The following is a 17135-nucleotide window of genomic DNA, read 5'->3' as shown; positions in this document are numbered from 1 at the left end:
TTTCGCGAGTGCCTCAAGCCCTGCGCCTACAGAGCTCTCCGGTATCGCCAGTTAAAATGCTGTTTGGGTGTCGGCGCCATGGTGGCTCGGCAGGTTCATGCGCTGGTCGGGCCGCCGCGCGGCTTTTCTGCGACCCATGAACTCCTCCCCCACCCTGATCCAGGTGGTTGGTGCCGTCCTGTTCGGCCTGGCCATTCTTCACACCTTCTCCACCAAGTATTTCGAGCACCTTGCGCACACGCAGCCCCGGCACGCGGGCATCTGGCATCTGCTGGGCGAGGTAGAGGTCGTGTTCGGCTTCTGGGCGATGGTGCTCATGCTGTTCATGTTCTCCATCAGCGGCAAGCAGGAGGCCACCGCCTACTTGGATTCGCGCAATTTCACCGAGCCACTGTTCGTGTTCGCGATCATGGTGATCGCCGCCACGCGGCCTATCCTGGAGCTGTCTGGGGCTCTTGTCCGGGCACTTGCCGCTTTGTTGCCGGTACAGCGCGGCATGGCCATGTATTTTGTGGTGCTGGCGTTCGTGCCGCTGCTCGGGTCGTTCATCACCGAACCTGCAGCGATGACGCTGGCCGCGTTGATGCTGCGGGACACGCTGTTCTCCCACCCCATCTCCAGCCGACTCAAGTATTCGACCATCGGTGTGCTGTTCGTGAACATCTCGATTGGTGGAACGCTCACTTCCTTTGCGGCGCCGCCCGTGCTGATGGTGGCTGCCAAGTGGAACTGGGACATCTGGTTCATGCTATCCAACTTCGGTTGGAAGGCGGCGGTGGCCGTGCTCGTCAATGCGGCCATCGCGATGCTGATCTTCCGCAACCAGCTGGGCCACATGGGCCGTAAGATGCCCGCCTCCGAGTCCCCCATGCCGTGGACCGTGACGGGCGTGCACCTTGCCTTCCTGGTGCTGGTGGTAGTGTTTGCCCACCATCCCGCTGTGTTCATGGGCCTGTTCCTGTTCTTCATGGGGTTCACCACGGCGTACCAGCGCTACCAAAGTCCGCTGATCCTGCGCGAGGCGCTGCTGGTGGCGTTCTTCCTGGCTGGGCTGGTGGTGCTGGGCGGCTTGCAGCAATGGTGGCTGCAGCCCGTGCTAATGAAGATGGATGCCAACGCTGTGTTTTTTGGCGCCGCTGCGCTCACCGCGTTCACCGACAACGCTGCGCTGACATACCTGGGCTCGCTGGTCGAAGGCCTGAGTGACGAGTTCAAGGTGGCCCTGGTGGCGGGCGCCGTCACCGGGGGCGGCCTGACGGTGATTGCCAATGCGCCCAACCCGGCCGGGGCGTCCATCCTGAAGGAGAAGTTCTCGGACGGTGTCATCAACCCACTGGGCCTGCTGCTGGGGGCCTTGCCGCCCACGCTGGTGGCGGTGATGGCGTTTCGGGTGTTGTAGTTGATGGGCGGTCAGCGATCTGCCAGCACGGCCTGGCTGGTCATGGCCTCGCAGATGGCGCGGATCTGCGGGCGCATAAGCCGGGCCACCTCGTCGCGCCGGTGTGACTCCAGCCGCCCCGAGATCGCGGCCACGCTGATGGCGGCGATCGGGTTGTCTGGCGGAAAAGCGATACCGATGGCTGCTGTACCTGGTGTGACCACGCTGTCCAGAAACGCATAGCCCTTCTCGCGTCCCACCTTGATCGCCTCGCGCAGGTAGGGGGCTGTGACGAATCCGTACTTCTCGTACTTGGGCGCGTTGGCATCGATGATGGATTCGGCCTCGTCGGGAGGCAATGCGCACAGGATCGCCAGCCCGCCCGCACCCACGCCCAGCGGGCGGCGAATGCCCACGTCCAGCGCCAGCGATTTGATGGGGTAGTCGCCCAGTGCGCGGTGGGTGCACACGGCCTCCAGGCCGCTGCGCTCGCTCAGGTAGATGGTGTCCTGGGTGACTTCGGCCAGCTTTTGCAGCGCGCTGTCGCACAGCTCCGACAGCCGGTAGCGGGGGCGCGCGAGCAATCCCAGCTCGTACAGCAGCGGGCCCAGGTAGTACTTGCGTGTGTGGGCATCCCGGTCCACCAGGCCTTCGGCCTCCAGCCGGTGAAGCATGCGAAAGCAAGTGGACTGCGGCAGGCCGCTGGTGGCGGCGATCTCGCCGATGCGCATGCCACCTTTGCCACGAGACGCCACGATACGGAGCATCTGCACGACACGTTCGATGCTTTGAGTTCCTGTTTTTAAATTTCCACTATGTGGCGGTTTATTTGTCTCTGATGGGACTGTCATGGTGTTTTTATTCATGTTGTCTTTGTAGTTTGTATCCACATAGTGGGCAATCTAGGGTTTACCCAGGCGATTGGGCTGTCGTTTGATTTTTTAATAAGTAATCAAACGATTTTTCAACTTCCACATAGTGGATAACTGGGTGAAGCCACATGTCTTACACGATGACTGAAAAGATCCTCGCCCGGGTTGCAGGGGTGCCTGCAGTCCGGGCGGGCGACGAGATCCTGGCCAGGCCGGATTTCGTGATTGCCTATGACTTTCCGGGCTACACGGATGTGTTCTTCAAGGAGGCCAAGGAGGAGTTCGGTGTGGACAAGGTGCCCAGCCCCGAGCGCTTTGTGCTGTTCATTGACCACATGGTCCCGGCCGCCGCCCCCAAGGAGGAAGAGCTGCACAAGGTCACCCGCGCCTGGGGCAAGGAGCAGGGCGTGCCCGTGCACGAGCGCGAGGGCATTGGCCACCAGGTGTCGGCCGAGCTGGGCTACGCCACGCCGGGTGCGTTTGCGGTGCATTTCGACGGGCATGTGAGCCAGCTGGGTGCGTTCGGCACGTTGGCCATTGGAGCGCGCAAGAGTGTGCTGGAGACCTTTGTCTCCGAGCGCATGGCGCTCGTGGTGCCGGGCACGGTCAAGATCGAAGTCACCGGCAGGGTGCAGCCCGGTGTGATGGCGCGTGACATCTTCCACCACCTGGTGCGGGTGATGGGGCCATCGTCCTGCCGCTTCAAGGTGGTGGAGCTGTGCGGCCCCGTGATCGACGCCATGAGCATCGAGGGCCGCCAGACGATCTGCGGCCAGGCCATGTTCCTGGGCGCGACCACGATGCTGATTGCCCCCGATGCCAAGACGCTGGAACACGCCAAGGGCCGCTCCAAGATCGCCCTGGACCCGGTCTACCCCGATGCCGATGCGCACTACGACCGTGTGGTGACCGTGGATGTGAGCGACCTGGCGCCCATCGTAGTGGCGCCACCCAGCCCCGCCAATACCCGGGACCTTACCGAATACGCAGGCCTGGAAGTGCACATGGGCTACCTGGGCAGCTGCGCGAGCGGCCGCCTGGAGGACTTGCGCATTGCCGCCCAGGTGCTCAAGGGCCGCAAGATCAAGCCGGGCTTCCAGCTGCATGTGGTGCCCACCTCCCAGGCCATCATGTCGCAGGCCGCCAGCGAAGGCCTGATCTCCATCCTGGTGGATGCAGGCGCGTTCATCAGCTCATCGAGCTGTGACTATTGCTACGGCCGCATTGCCACCATGACCGATGGCCAGCGCGCTGTGTCCACCGGCACGCTCAACACGCCCGGCCGCATGGGCAGTGCCGACTCCGAAATCTTCATCTGCAACGCTGCCGTGGTGGCGGCATCGGCCCTGGAAGGCTGCATCACCGACCCCCGGCCCTATCTCGCCAACACCGAAGGGAGCGCAGCATGACATTGCCAACCTTGCATGGCCGCGCGGCCTGGGTCTTCACCGAAGACGACTATGACATCGACCTGATTGTTGGCATCAAGAACATCAAGATCACCGACATCAATGAACTGGCGGCGGTCACCATGACCAGTTACGACCCTGGCTTTGCCCAATCCGTCGCCAAAGGTGATGTGCTGGTGGGCGGCCAGAACTTTGGCTATGGCCACCCGCATTACCCGGCCATGCGCGCCATGCGCCACCTCGGGGTGGCTGGCGTGATCGCCGAGTCTTTCTCGCCCGGCTTCTTTCGGGGGGAGATCAGCATGGGCTTCCCGCTGATCACCTGCCCGGGCATCCGTGCCGCCACGCAGCGCTGGGACACGCTGCGCGTGGACTGGGAGCGTGGTGTGGTTGTCAACGAGCGCACGGGCCAGGCGCTGCCGTTCGAGCCCTGGTCGTCCACCGAGCGCGCCACCATCGAGGCGGGCGGGTTCACGCCGTATCTCAAAGCCCGGCTGGCGCGCGAGCGTGCAGCCGCTGCGGCGACATGACGGGCAGGAGCGCACCATGTTGCAGATGATTGTGAGCGGCGTCGCCCTGGGCGCCATCTACGGGCTCATCGCCCTGGGCATCGTGATGGTGTTCAAGGCGACGGGCATCCTCAACTTCGCGCATGGCGAAGCGGCCATGCTCTCGGCCTTTGTGGCCTACACACTGTTCAAGCTGGGCCTGCCGCTGTGGGCGGTGGTGCCGCTCACGCTGCTCTTTGGCGCGGCGCTGGGCATGGCGATTGAACGGTTCATCATCCGCCGCTTCATCGGCAAGGCACTGCTGTCGTCTGCGATCTGCACACTGGGCCTGTTCCTGGTGTTTGGCGACCTGGCCATCTGGGTATGGGGCAAGGACACGCAGGAGCTGCCCAGCATCTTCCCGGCTGCTCCCATCGACATCGGCGGTGTGATCGTCTCGGGCATCGACCTGGGCATCGTGGCCGTATGCGCCACGCTGGCAGGTTTGCTGTTTGCGTTCTTTCGCTTCACGCGGCTGGGCATCGCCATGCAGGCCACGATGGAAAACCCCACGGCTGCGCGCCTCATGGGCATACCGATCAAGCGCATCTATGCGCTGGCCTGGGCGCTGTCGCACGTGATCGCCGCCACGGCGGGCTTGCTGATTGCGCCGCTGACCTTCGTGCACTTTTCGATGATGCAGCACGCCCTGCACTTCGCGTTCGCCGCCGCGGTATTGGGCGGCATTGGCAGCATGCCGGGCGCGCTGCTGGGCGGCGTGATCATCGGCGTGTCGTCGAACCTCACGGGCGCCTATGTGTCCTCGGCCTGGAAGGACGCGGTGCCCTTCATCGTGATGCTGGTCATCCTGATCCTGCGCCCCCACGGTCTGCTGGCCCGCGCCCAGATCAAGAAGGTCTAAGGAGCCGCCATGACCAAAGTCTTTGACGCATACCCCTGGCTCGGCCCGCTGCTGTTCGTGCTGGCCTTCGTGCTGGCGCCGCTTGTGCCCGGTGGCTACGTGCTGTACATCTTCACGCTTGTCATCATCTATACGCTGGCCTCGTTTGGCACCAACATCCTCACGGGCTACACCAACCTGATCTCCATGGCGGGTGCCGTGTTCTTCGGCATCGGTGCTTATGGCTCGGCCATCCTGACCACGCACTTTGGTGTGCCGCTGGTGCTCTCGATGTTCATTGCAGCCAGCATCGCCACCGTGGTGGGCTTGCTGCTGGCGCTCCCCGTCCTGCGGTTGGAAGAGGTGTTCCTGGCGATCGCCACGCTGGGTTTCGTGATGATCTCGGTGGAGATCGCCAAGTCCAGCGGCGACATGTCGGGCGGCGAGAACGGCATGGGCGCGCCCGGCCCCACGCTGTTCGGCTGGGCGCTGGACGAGCGTGCGTACCACGTGTTCACCGCGGTGGTGCTGGCGGGTGCGCTGTGGGTGGCGCGCAACCTGGCGCGCAGCCGGTTTGGGCGTGGCTTTCTGGCCATCAAGGGCAGCGAGACAGCTGCTCGCGCTCTGGGCCTGAACACCACGGCGCTCAAGCTGGTAGCGTTTGGCGTCTGCGCCTTCTACACCGGCCTGTCGGGTGCGTTGTATGCACCGCTGGTGCGCTTCATCGACCCATCGCTGTTCAGCATCATGGTGTCGATCAGCTTCGTCTCGATGGTCATCGTGGGCGGTCTGGGCTCCATCCTGGGCTCGGTGCTGGGGGCGGTGTTCGTCATCGGTGCGCCGCAGTTGCTCACCTACCTGGGGTTTGATCAGTTCCAGCGCGCGCTGTACGGCGTGGCCATGATCCTGGCGCTGATGTTCCTGCCCGACGGGCTGGCCAGCCTCTTCAAGCGCAAGCGCCTGCCCGGCGCCGATGCAGCGCAAAGCGGGGTGGCGCGATGAGAGTTTTGGACGACAAGACATTGCCGTTGCAGGCAACTGTGTCGGCAGTACCCGGTCGGGCAACCCCATTGCTCAGCATCCAGGGCGTGCGCATGGCGTTCGGAGGCATTGTGGCCGTGCAGGACGTGAGCTTCGACGTGATGCCCGGTACGGTGCACGCATTGATCGGGCCCAACGGCGCAGGCAAGACGACGATGCTCAATTGCATCAGCCGCTTCTACACGCCCCAGCAAGGCTCCATGCGGTATCGCACGGCCGCAGGTGACGTGGAATTGCTGGGCTGCAAGGCGCACCAGGTGGCGCGCCTGGGCATTGCCCGCACCTTCCAGAACCTGGAGCTGTTTGCCGAACTGACCGTGTTTGACAACGTGCTGATTGCACGGTCGATGGCCATGCGCGCCACGCTGGTGGAAGCCCTGCTGGGCCTGCCACGCCAGCGCCGTGAGGAGCGCGAGGAACGTGAGCGTGTGGAGGCCGTGCTTGAGAAGCTCAACCTGCAAGCCCATGCCCATGCGGTGGTGCGCGACTTGCCTTATGGCACGCAGAAGTTGGTGGAGCTGGCCCGTGCCATGGCGCTGGAGCCACGCCTGATGCTGCTGGACGAGCCTGCAGCGGGCATGAACAACCGTGAGATCGATGCCCTGGGCGAAACACTCAAGCGGCTGCAGGCCAGCACGCAAGCGACCCTGCTGCTCATCGAGCACAGCATGCCCCTGGTGATGTCCATCTCGGACACGATCACCGTGATGCACAACGGCGCCTTCCTGGCGCAGGGCTCCCCCAGGGAGATCGAAAACCATCCCGCCGTGGTTGAGGCGTATCTCGGAGGAGGCAAGAGTGGCAAACGGCGTTGAACCATCCAGTGCGCCCGCACTGCTGAGCGTGGACAACCTGAGCGCGGGCTACGGCAAGATCCGCGCGCTGCACGGCGTGAGCCTGCGCGTACCGCAGGCCCGCATCGTGTGTGTGCTGGGCGCCAACGGCGCGGGCAAGACCACGCTGATGCGTGCACTCTCGGGGCTGCTGCCCGTCAGTGACGGGCAAGCCATTTTTGACGGCCAGTCCATCGCCAACGTGCCCGCCGAAGCGCTGGTGCGGCGAGGGATTGCCCATGTGCCGCAAGGCCGCATGGTGTTTGCGCAACTCACCGTGCGCGACAACCTGGTGCTGGGTGGGTACACCCGCCCAGCCGCCGAGGTGCGCGACGACATCGACCGGGTGCTGGGTTACTTCCCCCGGCTCAAGGAACGCATCACGTCCCGCGCCGGCACGCTGTCGGGCGGCGAGCAGCAGATGTTGGCCATTGCCCGGGGCCTGCTGGCCAAGCCGCGCCTGCTGATGCTGGATGAGCCCTCCATGGGCGTGGCACCCATCCTGAAAGACGCGATCTTCGAGACGCTGCGCGACATCCGCGACCGCGAAAACCTCACGCTGCTGATCGTGGAGCAGGACGCCGACATTGCGCTCGACATTTCCGACGAGGGCTACGTCATCGAGACCGGCCGTGTCGTGATGCAAGGCCCTGCTTCGGAGCTGGCAGGCAACGAAGACATCCGCCGTGCCTACCTGGGCGGCTGACCGCAGGCTCGGCTTTGCAAGTTCCTTCCCCCATGTTCCCTTCCCACCGATAAACACAGGAGACAAACCATGACCCACCTCACCCCCCGCCGCACCCTGCTGGCCGCAGCAGCTGCCAGTCTGATGACCGCCACCCTGGGCGCGCATGCTTTCGAAAACAAGGAAGAGGGCGTGCTGACCCAGGAGATCGTGCTGGGCTCATCACAGCCGTTGTCTGGCACACTGGCCTACATGGGCAAGGCCGTGGACGAAGGCATGCGCACCTACTTCGACATGGTCAACGAGCAGGGCGGCGTCAATGGCCGCAAGATCAAGCTCATCACCTATGACGACGAACTCAAGCCCGCCAAGTCGGTGGCCAACGCCAAGCTCCTGGTCGAGCGCGACAAGGTGTTTGCCATGGTGGGCAACATCGGCCACGCCACCAACATCAGCGCCTACGAATACAGCTCCACCAAGAAGGTGCCCACCATTGGCGCGCTGAGCATCTCCGACCTGACCTCCAACCCGCCACGCGACCTGCTGTACGTGCTGCCGTCGCCCCAGTCCACCGAGACGGCGGCCTACATCGACCATGCGGTGGAGGTGCTCAAGGCCAAGAAGATCGCAATGCTTTACCAGAACGACGGCTGGGGCAAACCGGCCTACGACATTGCCGTGCAGCGCATGGAAAAGCATGGCATGAAGCTGGTGGAGGCGCAGACCTTTGAGCGCTTCGCGACCGACCTGACCTCGCAGGTCTTCAAACTCAAGCAGGCTGAGCCGGACGTGGTCATCGTCTACGCGCTGGGCCAGGAGGCGGTGCAGTTCTTCCGCGGTGCCGAAAAGCTGGGCTGGAAGCCCACGGTGTTTGGTGCGGGGGGGCTCAACGACCCCAAGTTCATCGAGCTGCTGGGCAAGACGCAGTCCAAGCTGTATGTGGCCTCGTACTACGACGCGGTGGATGGCAACAACCCAGCCATCCAGTCGTTCTTCCAGCGCTACACCAAGCTGTATCCCAAGTCGGCTCCCACCTCGATGGCGCTCATGGGCTATTCGTCGGCCGCTGTGACGGTCGAGGCCTTGAAGCGCACCGGCGCCGAACCGAGCCGCGCCAAGGTGGTGGCCGAGCTGGATGGCATGAAGGACTTTGACCAGAAGATCGGCCCCAAGATCACCTTCCAGCCCGTCAGTGCCGGTGGCTATGCGCGGCGCGGCCAGACGGGTGTGGCGCTGATGGAGCTCAAGGACCAGAAGTTCGTGTCCATGGGCAGCTACATCGACCCCGTGAAACGTTGAGGACACCCGCCATGACAACAAGCTTGCGACAACAGCTGCGTGCGCGCATCCAGTCGGGCCCCACCTTCTGGATGGCCGGTGCCCAGGACGCCCTCTCGGCCCTGCTGGTGGACCAGTCGGACTTTGACGGCATCTTCACCACGGGGTTTGGCATCTCGGCATCGCTGCTGGGCCAGCCAGACATGGAGGTCTACACACTCAGCGAGAACGTGGGTGTGGTGCACCACATCGTCAACGTGGTGAAAAAGCCCGTCTTTGCCGATGCCGACACCGGCTACGGCAATGTCATCAACGTGGCCCGCACGGTGCGTGAGTTCGAGAAGGCGGGCGTGGCCGCGATCTCGATCGAAGACCAGATCAGCCCCAAGCGCTGCCCGGCGGCCGCAGCGGTGACGCCTGTGGTGTCCATCCCCGATGCCGTGGCGCGCATCAAGGCGGCGGTGGATGCCCGCCAGGACCCGGACTTTCTCATCGTCGCACGCACCGATGTGGCCGACCCCGAGGAGGCCATCGAGCGCGCCGTGCGCTTTGCGGAGGCGGGGGCGGACCTGATCCAGCCCATCTCGCGCACGTTCAAGGGCTATGAAGACCTGGTGCGCTTGCGCAATGCCTCGGGCCGCCGCCTGTCGCTGCAGCTCATGCAGGGGCTGTGGATGTCGCGCCTGACGCGGTCGCAGATCGAAGAGGTGGCGGCTTTTGCGACTTATCCGGTGGTCACGCTGATGAGCACGGTGCACGCCTTGCAGAAGAACCTCGCCACGCTGTCGGCCCGCCGCACGGGCGATGTGGACGGCTTGCCCTGCGGACAGACCAGCATGGCCGACTTCAAGGAAGTGATCGGCTGGAAGGCGATGGAAGAGCGCCAGGCGCACTACGAAACGGCTTGATCGTCCCTGAAGGCTTTCACCACAAAAAACAAAGGCCAGTGCCCATGGGGCACTGGCCTTTGTCGCTTTTTCAGGGGCTTACTGGATCAATCGCGCGTGGCGCGGCGTTGTACGGCGGCGATGTAGGCGTTGCCATCAGGCGGTCGGCCGGAGCGCTGGCTTTCCCACAGCATCTCGCCCAGGCAGTCCATGGCGGCGTGGTGGGCATCGTGCAGCGAGTCGAGCCGCGCCGTCAGCAGCTCCACCGCCTGGCGGATGCCACGGGGCTGGTCGATGCTGCATTGCTCGCTGATCGACAGGTGCATCGACAGGTGCAGAAACGGATTGGTCTGGCCCGGTGTTTCGTCGTAGTTGCGGGCCACGGCAGCATCGGCGTCGGACAGGTCGGCGTGGTACTCGGGGTGCTCGGCGATCCACAGGCTGGCCAGCGTCTCGATGGCTTCCATGGGGGCGCCGCTCTGGGTCTTGGCGTGCACACCACACAGAAAGCGGCGCACATCGGCTTGGGAGGGGCTGAACATGGGGCGTGAGGGTAGCACGCAGGGCAAGGGCCTGGCGTCAGAGGGGAGGCGGGGGAGGTGATGCGGATTGCGCCCGGCCGCTACATCGCGCCGGGGCGGCGTCCTACGCGGGCTGCGCGCCGGCGCACCTACATTGGGCTGGCGCAAGGGTCGGGAGCCGGGTCCACTTTGCTGCAGTCCTCCAAACCCGGCATCGGGAGAAGTGTCATGAATGCAATGCGAATCGTTGGTGTGCTGTTGTTGGTGGTGGGCCTTGCCGGGTTTCTGACCGGAGGGTTCAGCTTTACCAAGGACACCACCCAGGCCAAGATCGGTCCGTTGGAGTTGACCGTGAAAGAAAAGGAATCCGTGAATATCCCCCAATGGTTGAGCCTGGGCGCGATGGTTCTCGGCGGCGTGGTGCTGGTGCTCGGCTTTCGCAAGAACTGATTTCATCCACCGTGGCGAGTGACGGGTGTTGCGGCTCCGGTTCTCGCCCTATCCACGTAAGACGGTAATCGGAGCTTTAGCACCGGCCGCTCGTTGCGGTGGGTGATCTCTGGTGCCGGTTGCCGACAGCCGTTATCTGTCACCCCCTCGGCGCCCCCATCATGCGCGAGATGGTCCGGGCCGCGCTCAGCAGTGCGGGCAGCAGGCTCTCCTGCATCACCGCCGCACTCGTGCGATTGGCCTGACCGCTGATGTTGAGCGCCGCCACCGTCTGCCCCGTACGGTTGGTCAGCGGCGCAGCAATCGATATCAATCCCTCTTCCAGTTCCTGGTTCACCAGGCACCAGCCCTGCTGCCGCGCTTGGCGGATGTGGGCCAGCAGTGCATCCACATCGATGGTGGTGTGTTCGGTAAAACGCTGCATGGGGTGGCCTTGCAGCCGGGCCTGCAGTTCGTCGTCCGGCAACCCGGCCAGCAGCATGCGGCCCATGGACGTCCAGCACGCGGGCAGGCGCGAGCCCACGCCCAGCGTGGTGCGCATGATCTTGTGGGTGGGCACGCGCAGCACATAGACGATATCCAGGCCGTCGAGCACGGCGGCCGATGACGACTCGCGCACCTCTTCCACCAAGTCTTCCATCACCGGCTCGGCCAGGTTCCAGATGGGCAGCGAGGACAGGTACGCAAACCCCAAATCCAGAATGCGCGGGCTCAGGCGAAACAGCTTGCCGTCCGTCTCCACATAACCCAGCGTCTGCAGCGTGAGCAGGATGCGGCGCGCACCGGCGCGCGTGAGGCCTGTCTGCGCGGCGACTTCACTCAAGGTTTGCTGCGGCGTGGCCGTGCTGAACGAGCGGATCACCTCCAGCCCGCGCGCGAACGACTGCACATAGCTGTCGCTCGGTTTGGGGTCTTTGGCTTCAGGGGTTTGGGAATTCATACGTATGCCAACTATAATTCTTTAAGCGAACATTTGTTCTATATACGAACAAATTTCAAAGAGACAACAGAGAAACCAAGAAAGCGTTGCAATGATCAACAAACTGGCGGACTCGGTGGCCCAGGCCCTTGCGGGGGTAAAGGATGGTGCCACGGTGTTGATAGGTGGGTTCGGCACGGCCGGCATTCCGGGCGAGCTGATCGATGGCCTGATCGCCCAGGGTGCGCGGGACCTCACGGTGGTCAACAACAACGCAGGCAATGCGGACCAGGGCCTGGCCGCGCTGCTCAAGGCCGGGCAGGTGCGCAAGATCATCTGCAGCTTTCCGCGCCAGGTGGACAGCTATGTGTTCGATGACCTGTATCGCAGTGGCAAGCTGGAGCTGGAACTGGTGCCTCAGGGCAATCTGGCCGAGCGCCTGCGCGCTGCGGGCGCGGGCATCGGCGCCTTTTTCTGCCCCACGGCCTATGGCACCGAGCTGGCTGCGGGCAAGGAAACACGCGAGATCAATGGCAAACACTACGTGCTCGAATACCCCATCCACGGCGATGTGGCCCTGGTCAAGGCCGAGAAGGGCGACCGCTGGGGCAACCTCACCTACCGCATGTCGGCGCGCAACTTTGGCCCCGTGATGGCCACGGCTGCCAAGACCACGATTGCCACCGTGCACGAGGTGGTGGAGCTGGGCGCGCTGGACCCGGAAGCCATCGTCACCCCGGGCATTTATGTGACGCACGTGGTGAAGATCGACCGCACGGCCACGCAGGCGGGCGGATTCAAGAAATCCACGTGATATCGGCCCCAAGCGCAGAAAGAATAAGCATGAGCAGCTATCAAAAGCGTAGTAAAGACGAGCTGGCGAAACGCGTGGCGCAAGACATCCACGATGGTGCCTACGTCAACCTGGGCATCGGCCAGCCGACCCTTGTCGCCAACCACATCCCGGCAGGCCGCGAAGTCATCCTGCAAAGCGAAAACGGCATCCTGGGCATGGGCCCTGCGCCCGCTGCAGGGCTGGAGGACTATGACCTGATCAACGCGGGCAAGCAGCCCGTCACGCTGCTGCCCGGCGGCGCGTACTTCCACCACGCCGACAGCTTCGCGATGATGCGCGGCGGACACCTCGACATCTGCGTGCTGGGCGCCTTCCAGGTCAGCGCCACGGGCGACCTGGCCAACTGGAGCACGGGCGAGCCCGGCGCCATCCCCGCCGTGGGCGGCGCGATGGACCTGGCCATCGGCGCCAAGCAGACCTGGGTGATGATGGATCTGCTGACCAAGCAGGGCGCCAGCAAGATCGTGACGCAGTGCACCTACCCGCTCACCGGTGTCGCGTGCGTGAAGCGCATCTACACCGATCTGTGCACACTGGCCTGCACGCCCACCGGGCTGCAGCTCATCGACACCGTGCCCGGCCTGTCGCACGCTGAGCTGGAGCAACTGGTGGGCCTGCCCATCCGCCCTGCCGCCTGAACGAATCCACCCCCCAAGCAACGAGGAGACAAAACCATGAGCACACAACGCCAAGCCTTCATCTGCGACGCCATTCGCACCCCCTTTGGCCGCTACGGCGGCGCGCTCTCCAGCGTGCGCACCGACGACCTGGGTGCCATCCCCATCAAGGCGCTGATGGAGCGCAACCCCGGCGTGGACTGGGCGGCCGTGACCGACGTGCTCTACGGCTGCGCCAACCAGGCCGGTGAAGACAACCGCAACGTGGCCCACATGAGCAGCCTGCTGGCGGGCCTGCCCATCGACGTGGCCGGCGCCACCATCAACCGCCTGTGCGGTTCGGGGCTCGATGCCGTGGGCACCGCAGCGCGCGCGATCAAGGCGGGCGAGGCAGGTCTGATGATCGCTGGCGGTGTGGAGAGCATGAGCCGCGCCCCCTTCGTCATGCCCAAGGCAGAGTCGGCCTTCAGCCGTAACAACGCGGTGTATGACACGACGATTGGCTGGCGCTTTGTCAACAAGCTGATGAAGGAAAAGTACGGTGTGGACTCCATGCCCGAAACCGCCGAGAACGTGGCCACCGACTTCAAGATTGAGCGCGAAGCCCAGGACCAGATGGCCCTGCGCAGCCAGCTCAACGCAGTGGCCGCCATCAAGGCTGGCCATCTGGCGCGCGAGATCGTGCCGGTGCACATCCCGCAAAAGAAAGGCGACGCGATCATCGTGAGCCAGGACGAGCACCCGCGTGAGACCAGCATCGAAGCGCTGGCCAAGCTCAAGGGCGTGGTGCGGCCCGATGGCACGGTGACGGCGGGCAACGCCAGCGGCGTGAACGACGGCGCCTGTGCGCTGCTGCTGGCCGATGAAGCCAATGCTGCCAAATATGGCCTCAAGCCCCGCGCCCGCGTGGTGGGCATGGCCGTGGCTGGTGTGGCGCCGCGCATCATGGGTTTTGGCCCCACGCCTGCCACGCTGAAGGTGCTGGAGCAGACGGGCCTAACCATCGACCACATGGACGTGATCGAACTGAACGAAGCCTTTGCCGCGCAAGGCCTGGCCGTGCTGCGCGCGCTGGGCCTCAAGGACGACGATGCCCGCGTGAACGCCTGGGGCGGCGCCATCGCGCTGGGCCACCCGCTGGGCGCCAGCGGCGCGCGCTTGGTCACCACTGCCGTCAACCGCCTGCACGAGCACGCGGGCCAGTACGCGCTGTGCACCATGTGCATCGGCGTGGGGCAGGGTATTGCCATCATCCTGGAGCGCGTGTGACCGCAATTGATAAAAGCACTCCCGTCACGGTCGTCACCGGTGCCAGCAACGGCATCGGCCGCGCGATTGCCGAAGCCGTGCTGGCCCAAGGCCACGCCGTGGTCAACCTGGACTACGTGCTGCCCACCTGGAGCCACCCGCAACTCACCTCGTACCAGGGCGACCTGACCGACGAAGCCTCGACCCGTGAACGCGCGGCCGAGATTGCGGCCAAGCACAACGTCACCGCACTGGTAAACAACGCGGGCGCCACGCGCCCTGGCACCATCGACACGGCGACCACAGCCCAACTGGATGACGTGGTGGGGCTGCACCTGCGCGCGCCCATGCTGCTGGTGCAGGCCTTTTTGCCCACGCTGCGCGCCAGCGGGCAGGGCCGCATCGTCAACATGTCGTCGCGCGCCGCTTTGGGCAAGGGCGAGCGCATCGTCTACTCCGCCACCAAGGCCGGAATGATCGGCATGACACGCACGCTGGCCATGGAGCTGGGGCGTGACGGCATCACCGTCAACGCGATTGGCCCCGGGCCCATCGCCACCGAGCTGTTCCGCCAGAGCAACCCCGACGGTGCGCCGCAGACGCAGCGCATCCTGAACAGCATCGCCGTGGGCCGCATGGGCACGCCCGACGACGTGGCGCGCGCGGCGCTGTTTTTCCTCTCGCCCGACAACGGTTTCGTGACCGGGCAGGTGTTGTACGTGTGCGGAGGCACCACGCTGGGAGTGGCGCCTGTTTAGCAACCTGAACTGATCTTCCTTGCCGCCCCGCAAGGGGCACCCCCCGTTCTCGTCCGGAGGCCTCGGCGCCCGGTTGAGGCCACGGCGCGGCCAGACGCGGGCCCACGCGGCCCTGGTGGCACCGACCCATTCATTCATCCACCTTCTTGAAGGAGACAAACCATGACCCATTCCATCCACACCACCCGCCGCTTCGCGCTGTCGGCCGCTGCAGTCACCGCCCTCGCTGGTATCGGCCTGCTGGGCAGCAGTACTGCGCTCGCCCAGGCTTATCCGAGCAAGCCCGTCACCATCGTCGTGCCCTTTGCGGCAGGCGGCACCACCGACATCCTGGCCCGCATCATCGGCCAGGCGCTGACCACGGAGCTGGGCCAGTCCGTCATCGTGGACAACCGCGCGGGCGCGGGCGGCAACATCGGCGGGGCCATGGCGGCCAAGGCCCCGGCAGATGGCTACACACTCTTCATGGGCACGGTGGGCACCCACGCCATCAACGCCAGCCTGTACAAGAAGATGCCGTTCGACCCCATCAAGGACTTTGCACCACTGACGCGCGTGGCCAATGTGCCCAACCTGCTGGTGGCCAACCCGGCGCAGCCCTACAAGACGGTGAAGGAGCTGATCGCCTACGCGAAGGCCAACCCCGGCAAGGTCAACTTCGGCTCCTCGGGCAACGGCAGCTCCATCCACCTGTCGGGCGAGCTGTTCAAGAGCCTGGCCAAGGTGGACATGGTGCACGTGCCCTACAAGGGCAGCGCCCCAGCGGTCACCGACCTGCTGGGCAACCAGATCGGCATCATGTTCGACAACATGCCCTCGGCCATTCAACACGTGCGCAGTGGCAAGCTGGTGCCGATTGCCGTGACCACGGCCAAGCGCTCGCCCGAGCTGCCCAATGTGCCGACCATCGCCGAAGCTGGCGTGCCCGGCTATGAAGCCACCTCGTGGTTTGGCATGTTTGCGCCCGCCGGAACGCCTGCGCCGGTGCTGGCCAAGCTCAACACCGCACTGGTGAAGGTGCTGAACCAGGCCGAGGTGAAGAAGAAGATCAACGAGCAGGGCGCCGAGACGTACAGCGAAACGCCCGAGCAGTTTGCTGCCTTCATCCAGGCCGAGTCCATCAAGTGGGGCAAGGTCGTGAAGGAGTCTGGGGCGAGCCTGGACTAAGAGCGGCTAACAAAACCCTTCTGGCGTCGTTGCCGCGTCTTGTCGTACTACTCGTACTGCCTGCGACGCTGCGCCTCGCCAGAACCGCTGCGCTGAGTTTTGTTATCCGCTCTAAGCGCAGTCGAGATTTTTGCGGCTACCAGATTGATAGCTGCTACCGCTCATGCATCGGGCGGTAGCAGCTATTTTTGCTTCACATCAGGCAGCCGGGCTCACTGCACCCGGTACACACGCCCCGTCTGCGCACCTTCCACGCTGCGCTGGTAGGCCAGCGCCACGCGCGCGGCGGGCACCGGCTCGAACCCCGGGAAGAACGGCCCGTAGCTGCCCATCGACTCGGTCAGCACCGTGGGGCTGATGGCGTTGATGCGCAGGCCGCGCGGCAGCTCGATGGCGGCGGCAGCCACAAAACCTTCGATGGCCGCGTTCACGGCCGTGGCGCTGGCGCCGTTGCGGATGGGCTCAATCGACAGGATGCCCGCTGTCAGCGTGATGGAGCCGCCATCGTTCAGATACTTCTGGCCGACCAGCGCCAGCTGCACCTGGCCCAGCAATTTGTCCTGCAGGCCCAGGTTGAACTGCTCGGCCGTCATTTCCGCCAGCGGGCCAAAGTGCAGGTTGCCTGCGGTGCTCACGATGGCATCAACTTTGCCCACGGCCTCGAACAGTTGGGCAACCGCGCCTGGCTGCGAGAAGTCCGCACGGTGCGTGCCGCTGCTGCGGCCCACGGTGATCACGTCGTGGCGTGCGCCGAGGTTGGCCAGCACGGCCTGGCCGATGGTGCCGCTCGCGCCGATGAGAAGAATCTTGGACATGGTGTTTTCCTT

19 protein-coding genes are annotated in these 17135 nt (G+C 64.6%); 15 read left to right on the top strand and 4 right to left on the bottom strand.

The features are described from left to right. The first annotated feature begins 136 nt into the window (after positions 1–136). Positions 137–1399: a putative Na+/H+ antiporter gene (locus tag ASC83_RS18720; protein ID WP_056066109.1), complete on the top strand. Its 1263-nt coding sequence runs from the start codon at positions 137–139 to the stop codon at positions 1397–1399. Between the two features lie 11 nt (positions 1400–1410). On the opposite strand, the gene ASC83_RS18715 is transcribed toward ASC83_RS18720, so the two are convergent. Next, complete coding sequence (locus ASC83_RS18715; protein WP_255356924.1) at positions 1411–2229, bottom strand: IclR family transcriptional regulator; 819 nt, start codon at positions 2227–2229, stop codon at positions 1411–1413. 161 nt (positions 2230–2390) lie between these two features. Here ASC83_RS18715 and ASC83_RS18710 point away from each other — a divergent pair, with 161 nt between their 5' ends. From ASC83_RS18710 to ASC83_RS18675, 8 genes are all read left to right on the top strand, one after another. Next, on the top strand, positions 2391–3659 hold the full coding sequence (locus ASC83_RS18710; protein ID WP_235509413.1) for an aconitase family protein: 1269 nt from the start codon (positions 2391–2393) through the stop codon (positions 3657–3659). Continuing rightward, complete coding sequence (locus tag ASC83_RS18705; protein WP_056066097.1) at positions 3656–4189, top strand: 3-isopropylmalate dehydratase; 534 nt, start codon at positions 3656–3658, stop codon at positions 4187–4189. The genes ASC83_RS18710 and ASC83_RS18705 overlap by 4 nt, the downstream gene beginning before the upstream one ends. 16 nt (positions 4190–4205) lie before the next feature. Then, on the top strand, positions 4206–5069 hold the full coding sequence (locus tag ASC83_RS18700) for a branched-chain amino acid ABC transporter permease (RefSeq protein ID WP_056066095.1): 864 nt from the start codon (positions 4206–4208) through the stop codon (positions 5067–5069). Positions 5070–5078: 9 nt separating this feature from the next. Beyond that, positions 5079–6050 carry a branched-chain amino acid ABC transporter permease gene (locus ASC83_RS18695; RefSeq protein ID WP_056066094.1) on the top strand — a complete coding sequence of 324 codons (972 nt, stop codon included), beginning with the start codon at positions 5079–5081 and terminating at the stop codon, positions 6048–6050. 68 nt (positions 6051–6118) lie between these two features. Continuing rightward, positions 6119–6904 (top strand): ABC transporter ATP-binding protein, encoded by a 786-nt coding sequence (locus ASC83_RS18690; RefSeq protein WP_235509412.1) that lies wholly within the window; start codon positions 6119–6121, stop codon positions 6902–6904. Further along, on the top strand, positions 6888–7628 hold the full coding sequence (locus ASC83_RS18685; RefSeq protein ID WP_056066088.1) for an ABC transporter ATP-binding protein: 741 nt from the start codon (positions 6888–6890) through the stop codon (positions 7626–7628). Before ASC83_RS18690 ends, ASC83_RS18685 begins: the two co-directional genes overlap by 17 nt. Before the next feature lie 69 nt (positions 7629–7697). Further along, on the top strand, positions 7698–8906 hold the full coding sequence (locus tag ASC83_RS18680) for an ABC transporter substrate-binding protein (protein WP_056066085.1): 1209 nt from the start codon (positions 7698–7700) through the stop codon (positions 8904–8906). 11 nt (positions 8907–8917) lie between these two features. Further along, the gene (locus tag ASC83_RS18675) at positions 8918–9793 is read left to right on the top strand and encodes an oxaloacetate decarboxylase (protein ID WP_056066082.1); all 876 of its coding nucleotides are present in this window, start codon (positions 8918–8920) and stop codon (positions 9791–9793) included. An 86-nt stretch (positions 9794–9879) separates the two neighbouring features. Here the strand turns inward: ASC83_RS18675 and ASC83_RS18670 are convergent, their stop codons facing one another. Further along, a complete protein-coding gene (locus ASC83_RS18670) occupies positions 9880–10314 on the bottom strand; it encodes a DUF1841 family protein (protein ID WP_056066079.1) in 435 nt (144 codons plus the stop codon). A gap of 207 nt (positions 10315–10521) precedes the next feature. Here ASC83_RS18670 and ASC83_RS18665 point away from each other — a divergent pair, with 207 nt between their 5' ends. Then, positions 10522–10743, top strand: coding sequence for a hypothetical protein (locus tag ASC83_RS18665; RefSeq protein WP_199170782.1), 222 nt, complete (start codon positions 10522–10524; stop codon positions 10741–10743). Between the two features lie 139 nt (positions 10744–10882). On the opposite strand, the gene ASC83_RS18660 is transcribed toward ASC83_RS18665, so the two are convergent. Continuing rightward, on the bottom strand, positions 10883–11683 hold the full coding sequence (locus ASC83_RS18660; RefSeq protein WP_056066072.1) for an IclR family transcriptional regulator C-terminal domain-containing protein: 801 nt from the start codon (positions 11681–11683) through the stop codon (positions 10883–10885). 91 nt (positions 11684–11774) lie between these two features. Between ASC83_RS18660 and ASC83_RS18655 the strand changes: the two genes are divergently transcribed. The 5 genes from ASC83_RS18655 (at position 11775) to ASC83_RS18635 (ending at position 16308) form a co-directional block, all read left to right on the top strand. After that, complete coding sequence (locus ASC83_RS18655; RefSeq protein ID WP_056066070.1) at positions 11775–12476, top strand: 3-oxoacid CoA-transferase subunit A; 702 nt, start codon at positions 11775–11777, stop codon at positions 12474–12476. Positions 12477–12505: 29 nt separating this feature from the next. Continuing rightward, the gene (locus ASC83_RS18650; RefSeq protein ID WP_056066067.1) at positions 12506–13156 is read left to right on the top strand and encodes a 3-oxoacid CoA-transferase subunit B; all 651 of its coding nucleotides are present in this window, start codon (positions 12506–12508) and stop codon (positions 13154–13156) included. 36 nt (positions 13157–13192) lie between these two features. Next, entirely contained in the window at positions 13193–14404 is a 1212-nt protein-coding gene (gene pcaF / locus ASC83_RS18645) for a 3-oxoadipyl-CoA thiolase (RefSeq protein ID WP_056066064.1), read from the top strand. 5 nt (positions 14405–14409) lie between these two features. Beyond that, a complete protein-coding gene (locus ASC83_RS18640) occupies positions 14410–15141 on the top strand; it encodes an SDR family NAD(P)-dependent oxidoreductase (RefSeq protein ID WP_369817001.1) in 732 nt (243 codons plus the stop codon). A 162-nt stretch (positions 15142–15303) separates the two neighbouring features. Next, positions 15304–16308, top strand: coding sequence for a tripartite tricarboxylate transporter substrate binding protein (locus ASC83_RS18635; RefSeq protein WP_056066057.1), 1005 nt, complete (start codon positions 15304–15306; stop codon positions 16306–16308). Between the two features lie 212 nt (positions 16309–16520). On the opposite strand, the gene ASC83_RS18630 is transcribed toward ASC83_RS18635, so the two are convergent. Then, the gene (locus ASC83_RS18630; protein ID WP_056066559.1) at positions 16521–17123 is read right to left on the bottom strand and encodes a short chain dehydrogenase; all 603 of its coding nucleotides are present in this window, start codon (positions 17121–17123) and stop codon (positions 16521–16523) included. Positions 17124–17135 lie beyond the last annotated feature (12 nt).

The sequence above is a fragment of the Acidovorax sp. Root402 genome (assembly GCF_001425125.1).
Taxonomy (GTDB): domain Bacteria; phylum Pseudomonadota; class Gammaproteobacteria; order Burkholderiales; family Burkholderiaceae_C; genus Acidovorax; species Acidovorax delafieldii.
Note: the sequence above shows the minus strand (reverse complement) of the source record. Positions and strands in the feature narration are given on the sequence as shown.

What these genes read in the sequence shown, in the direction of transcription:
- ASC83_RS18660 (WP_056066072.1), bottom strand. Translation starts at nt 11,683, where the DNA reads ATGAATTCCCAAACCCCTGAAGCCAAAGACCCCAAACCGAGCGACAGC.
- ASC83_RS18675 (WP_056066082.1), top strand. Translation starts at nt 8,918, where the DNA reads ATGACAACAAGCTTGCGACAACAGCTGCGTGCGCGCATCCAGTCGGGC.
- pcaF (WP_056066064.1), top strand. Translation starts at nt 13,193, where the DNA reads ATGAGCACACAACGCCAAGCCTTCATCTGCGACGCCATTCGCACCCCC.
- ASC83_RS18635 (WP_056066057.1), top strand. Translation starts at nt 15,304, where the DNA reads ATGACCCATTCCATCCACACCACCCGCCGCTTCGCGCTGTCGGCCGCT.
- ASC83_RS18720 (WP_056066109.1), top strand. Translation starts at nt 137, where the DNA reads ATGAACTCCTCCCCCACCCTGATCCAGGTGGTTGGTGCCGTCCTGTTC.
- ASC83_RS18705 (WP_056066097.1), top strand. Translation starts at nt 3,656, where the DNA reads ATGACATTGCCAACCTTGCATGGCCGCGCGGCCTGGGTCTTCACCGAA.
- ASC83_RS18670 (WP_056066079.1), bottom strand. Translation starts at nt 10,314, where the DNA reads ATGTTCAGCCCCTCCCAAGCCGATGTGCGCCGCTTTCTGTGTGGTGTG.
- ASC83_RS18695 (WP_056066094.1), top strand. Translation starts at nt 5,079, where the DNA reads ATGACCAAAGTCTTTGACGCATACCCCTGGCTCGGCCCGCTGCTGTTC.
- ASC83_RS18655 (WP_056066070.1), top strand. Translation starts at nt 11,775, where the DNA reads ATGATCAACAAACTGGCGGACTCGGTGGCCCAGGCCCTTGCGGGGGTA.
- ASC83_RS18630 (WP_056066559.1), bottom strand. Translation starts at nt 17,123, where the DNA reads ATGTCCAAGATTCTTCTCATCGGCGCGAGCGGCACCATCGGCCAGGCC.
- ASC83_RS18680 (WP_056066085.1), top strand. Translation starts at nt 7,698, where the DNA reads ATGACCCACCTCACCCCCCGCCGCACCCTGCTGGCCGCAGCAGCTGCC.
- ASC83_RS18665 (WP_199170782.1), top strand. Translation starts at nt 10,522, where the DNA reads ATGAATGCAATGCGAATCGTTGGTGTGCTGTTGTTGGTGGTGGGCCTT.
- ASC83_RS18700 (WP_056066095.1), top strand. Translation starts at nt 4,206, where the DNA reads ATGTTGCAGATGATTGTGAGCGGCGTCGCCCTGGGCGCCATCTACGGG.
- ASC83_RS18650 (WP_056066067.1), top strand. Translation starts at nt 12,506, where the DNA reads ATGAGCAGCTATCAAAAGCGTAGTAAAGACGAGCTGGCGAAACGCGTG.
- ASC83_RS18715 (WP_255356924.1), bottom strand. Translation starts at nt 2,229, where the DNA reads ATGACAGTCCCATCAGAGACAAATAAACCGCCACATAGTGGAAATTTA.
- ASC83_RS18710 (WP_235509413.1), top strand. Translation starts at nt 2,391, where the DNA reads ATGACTGAAAAGATCCTCGCCCGGGTTGCAGGGGTGCCTGCAGTCCGG.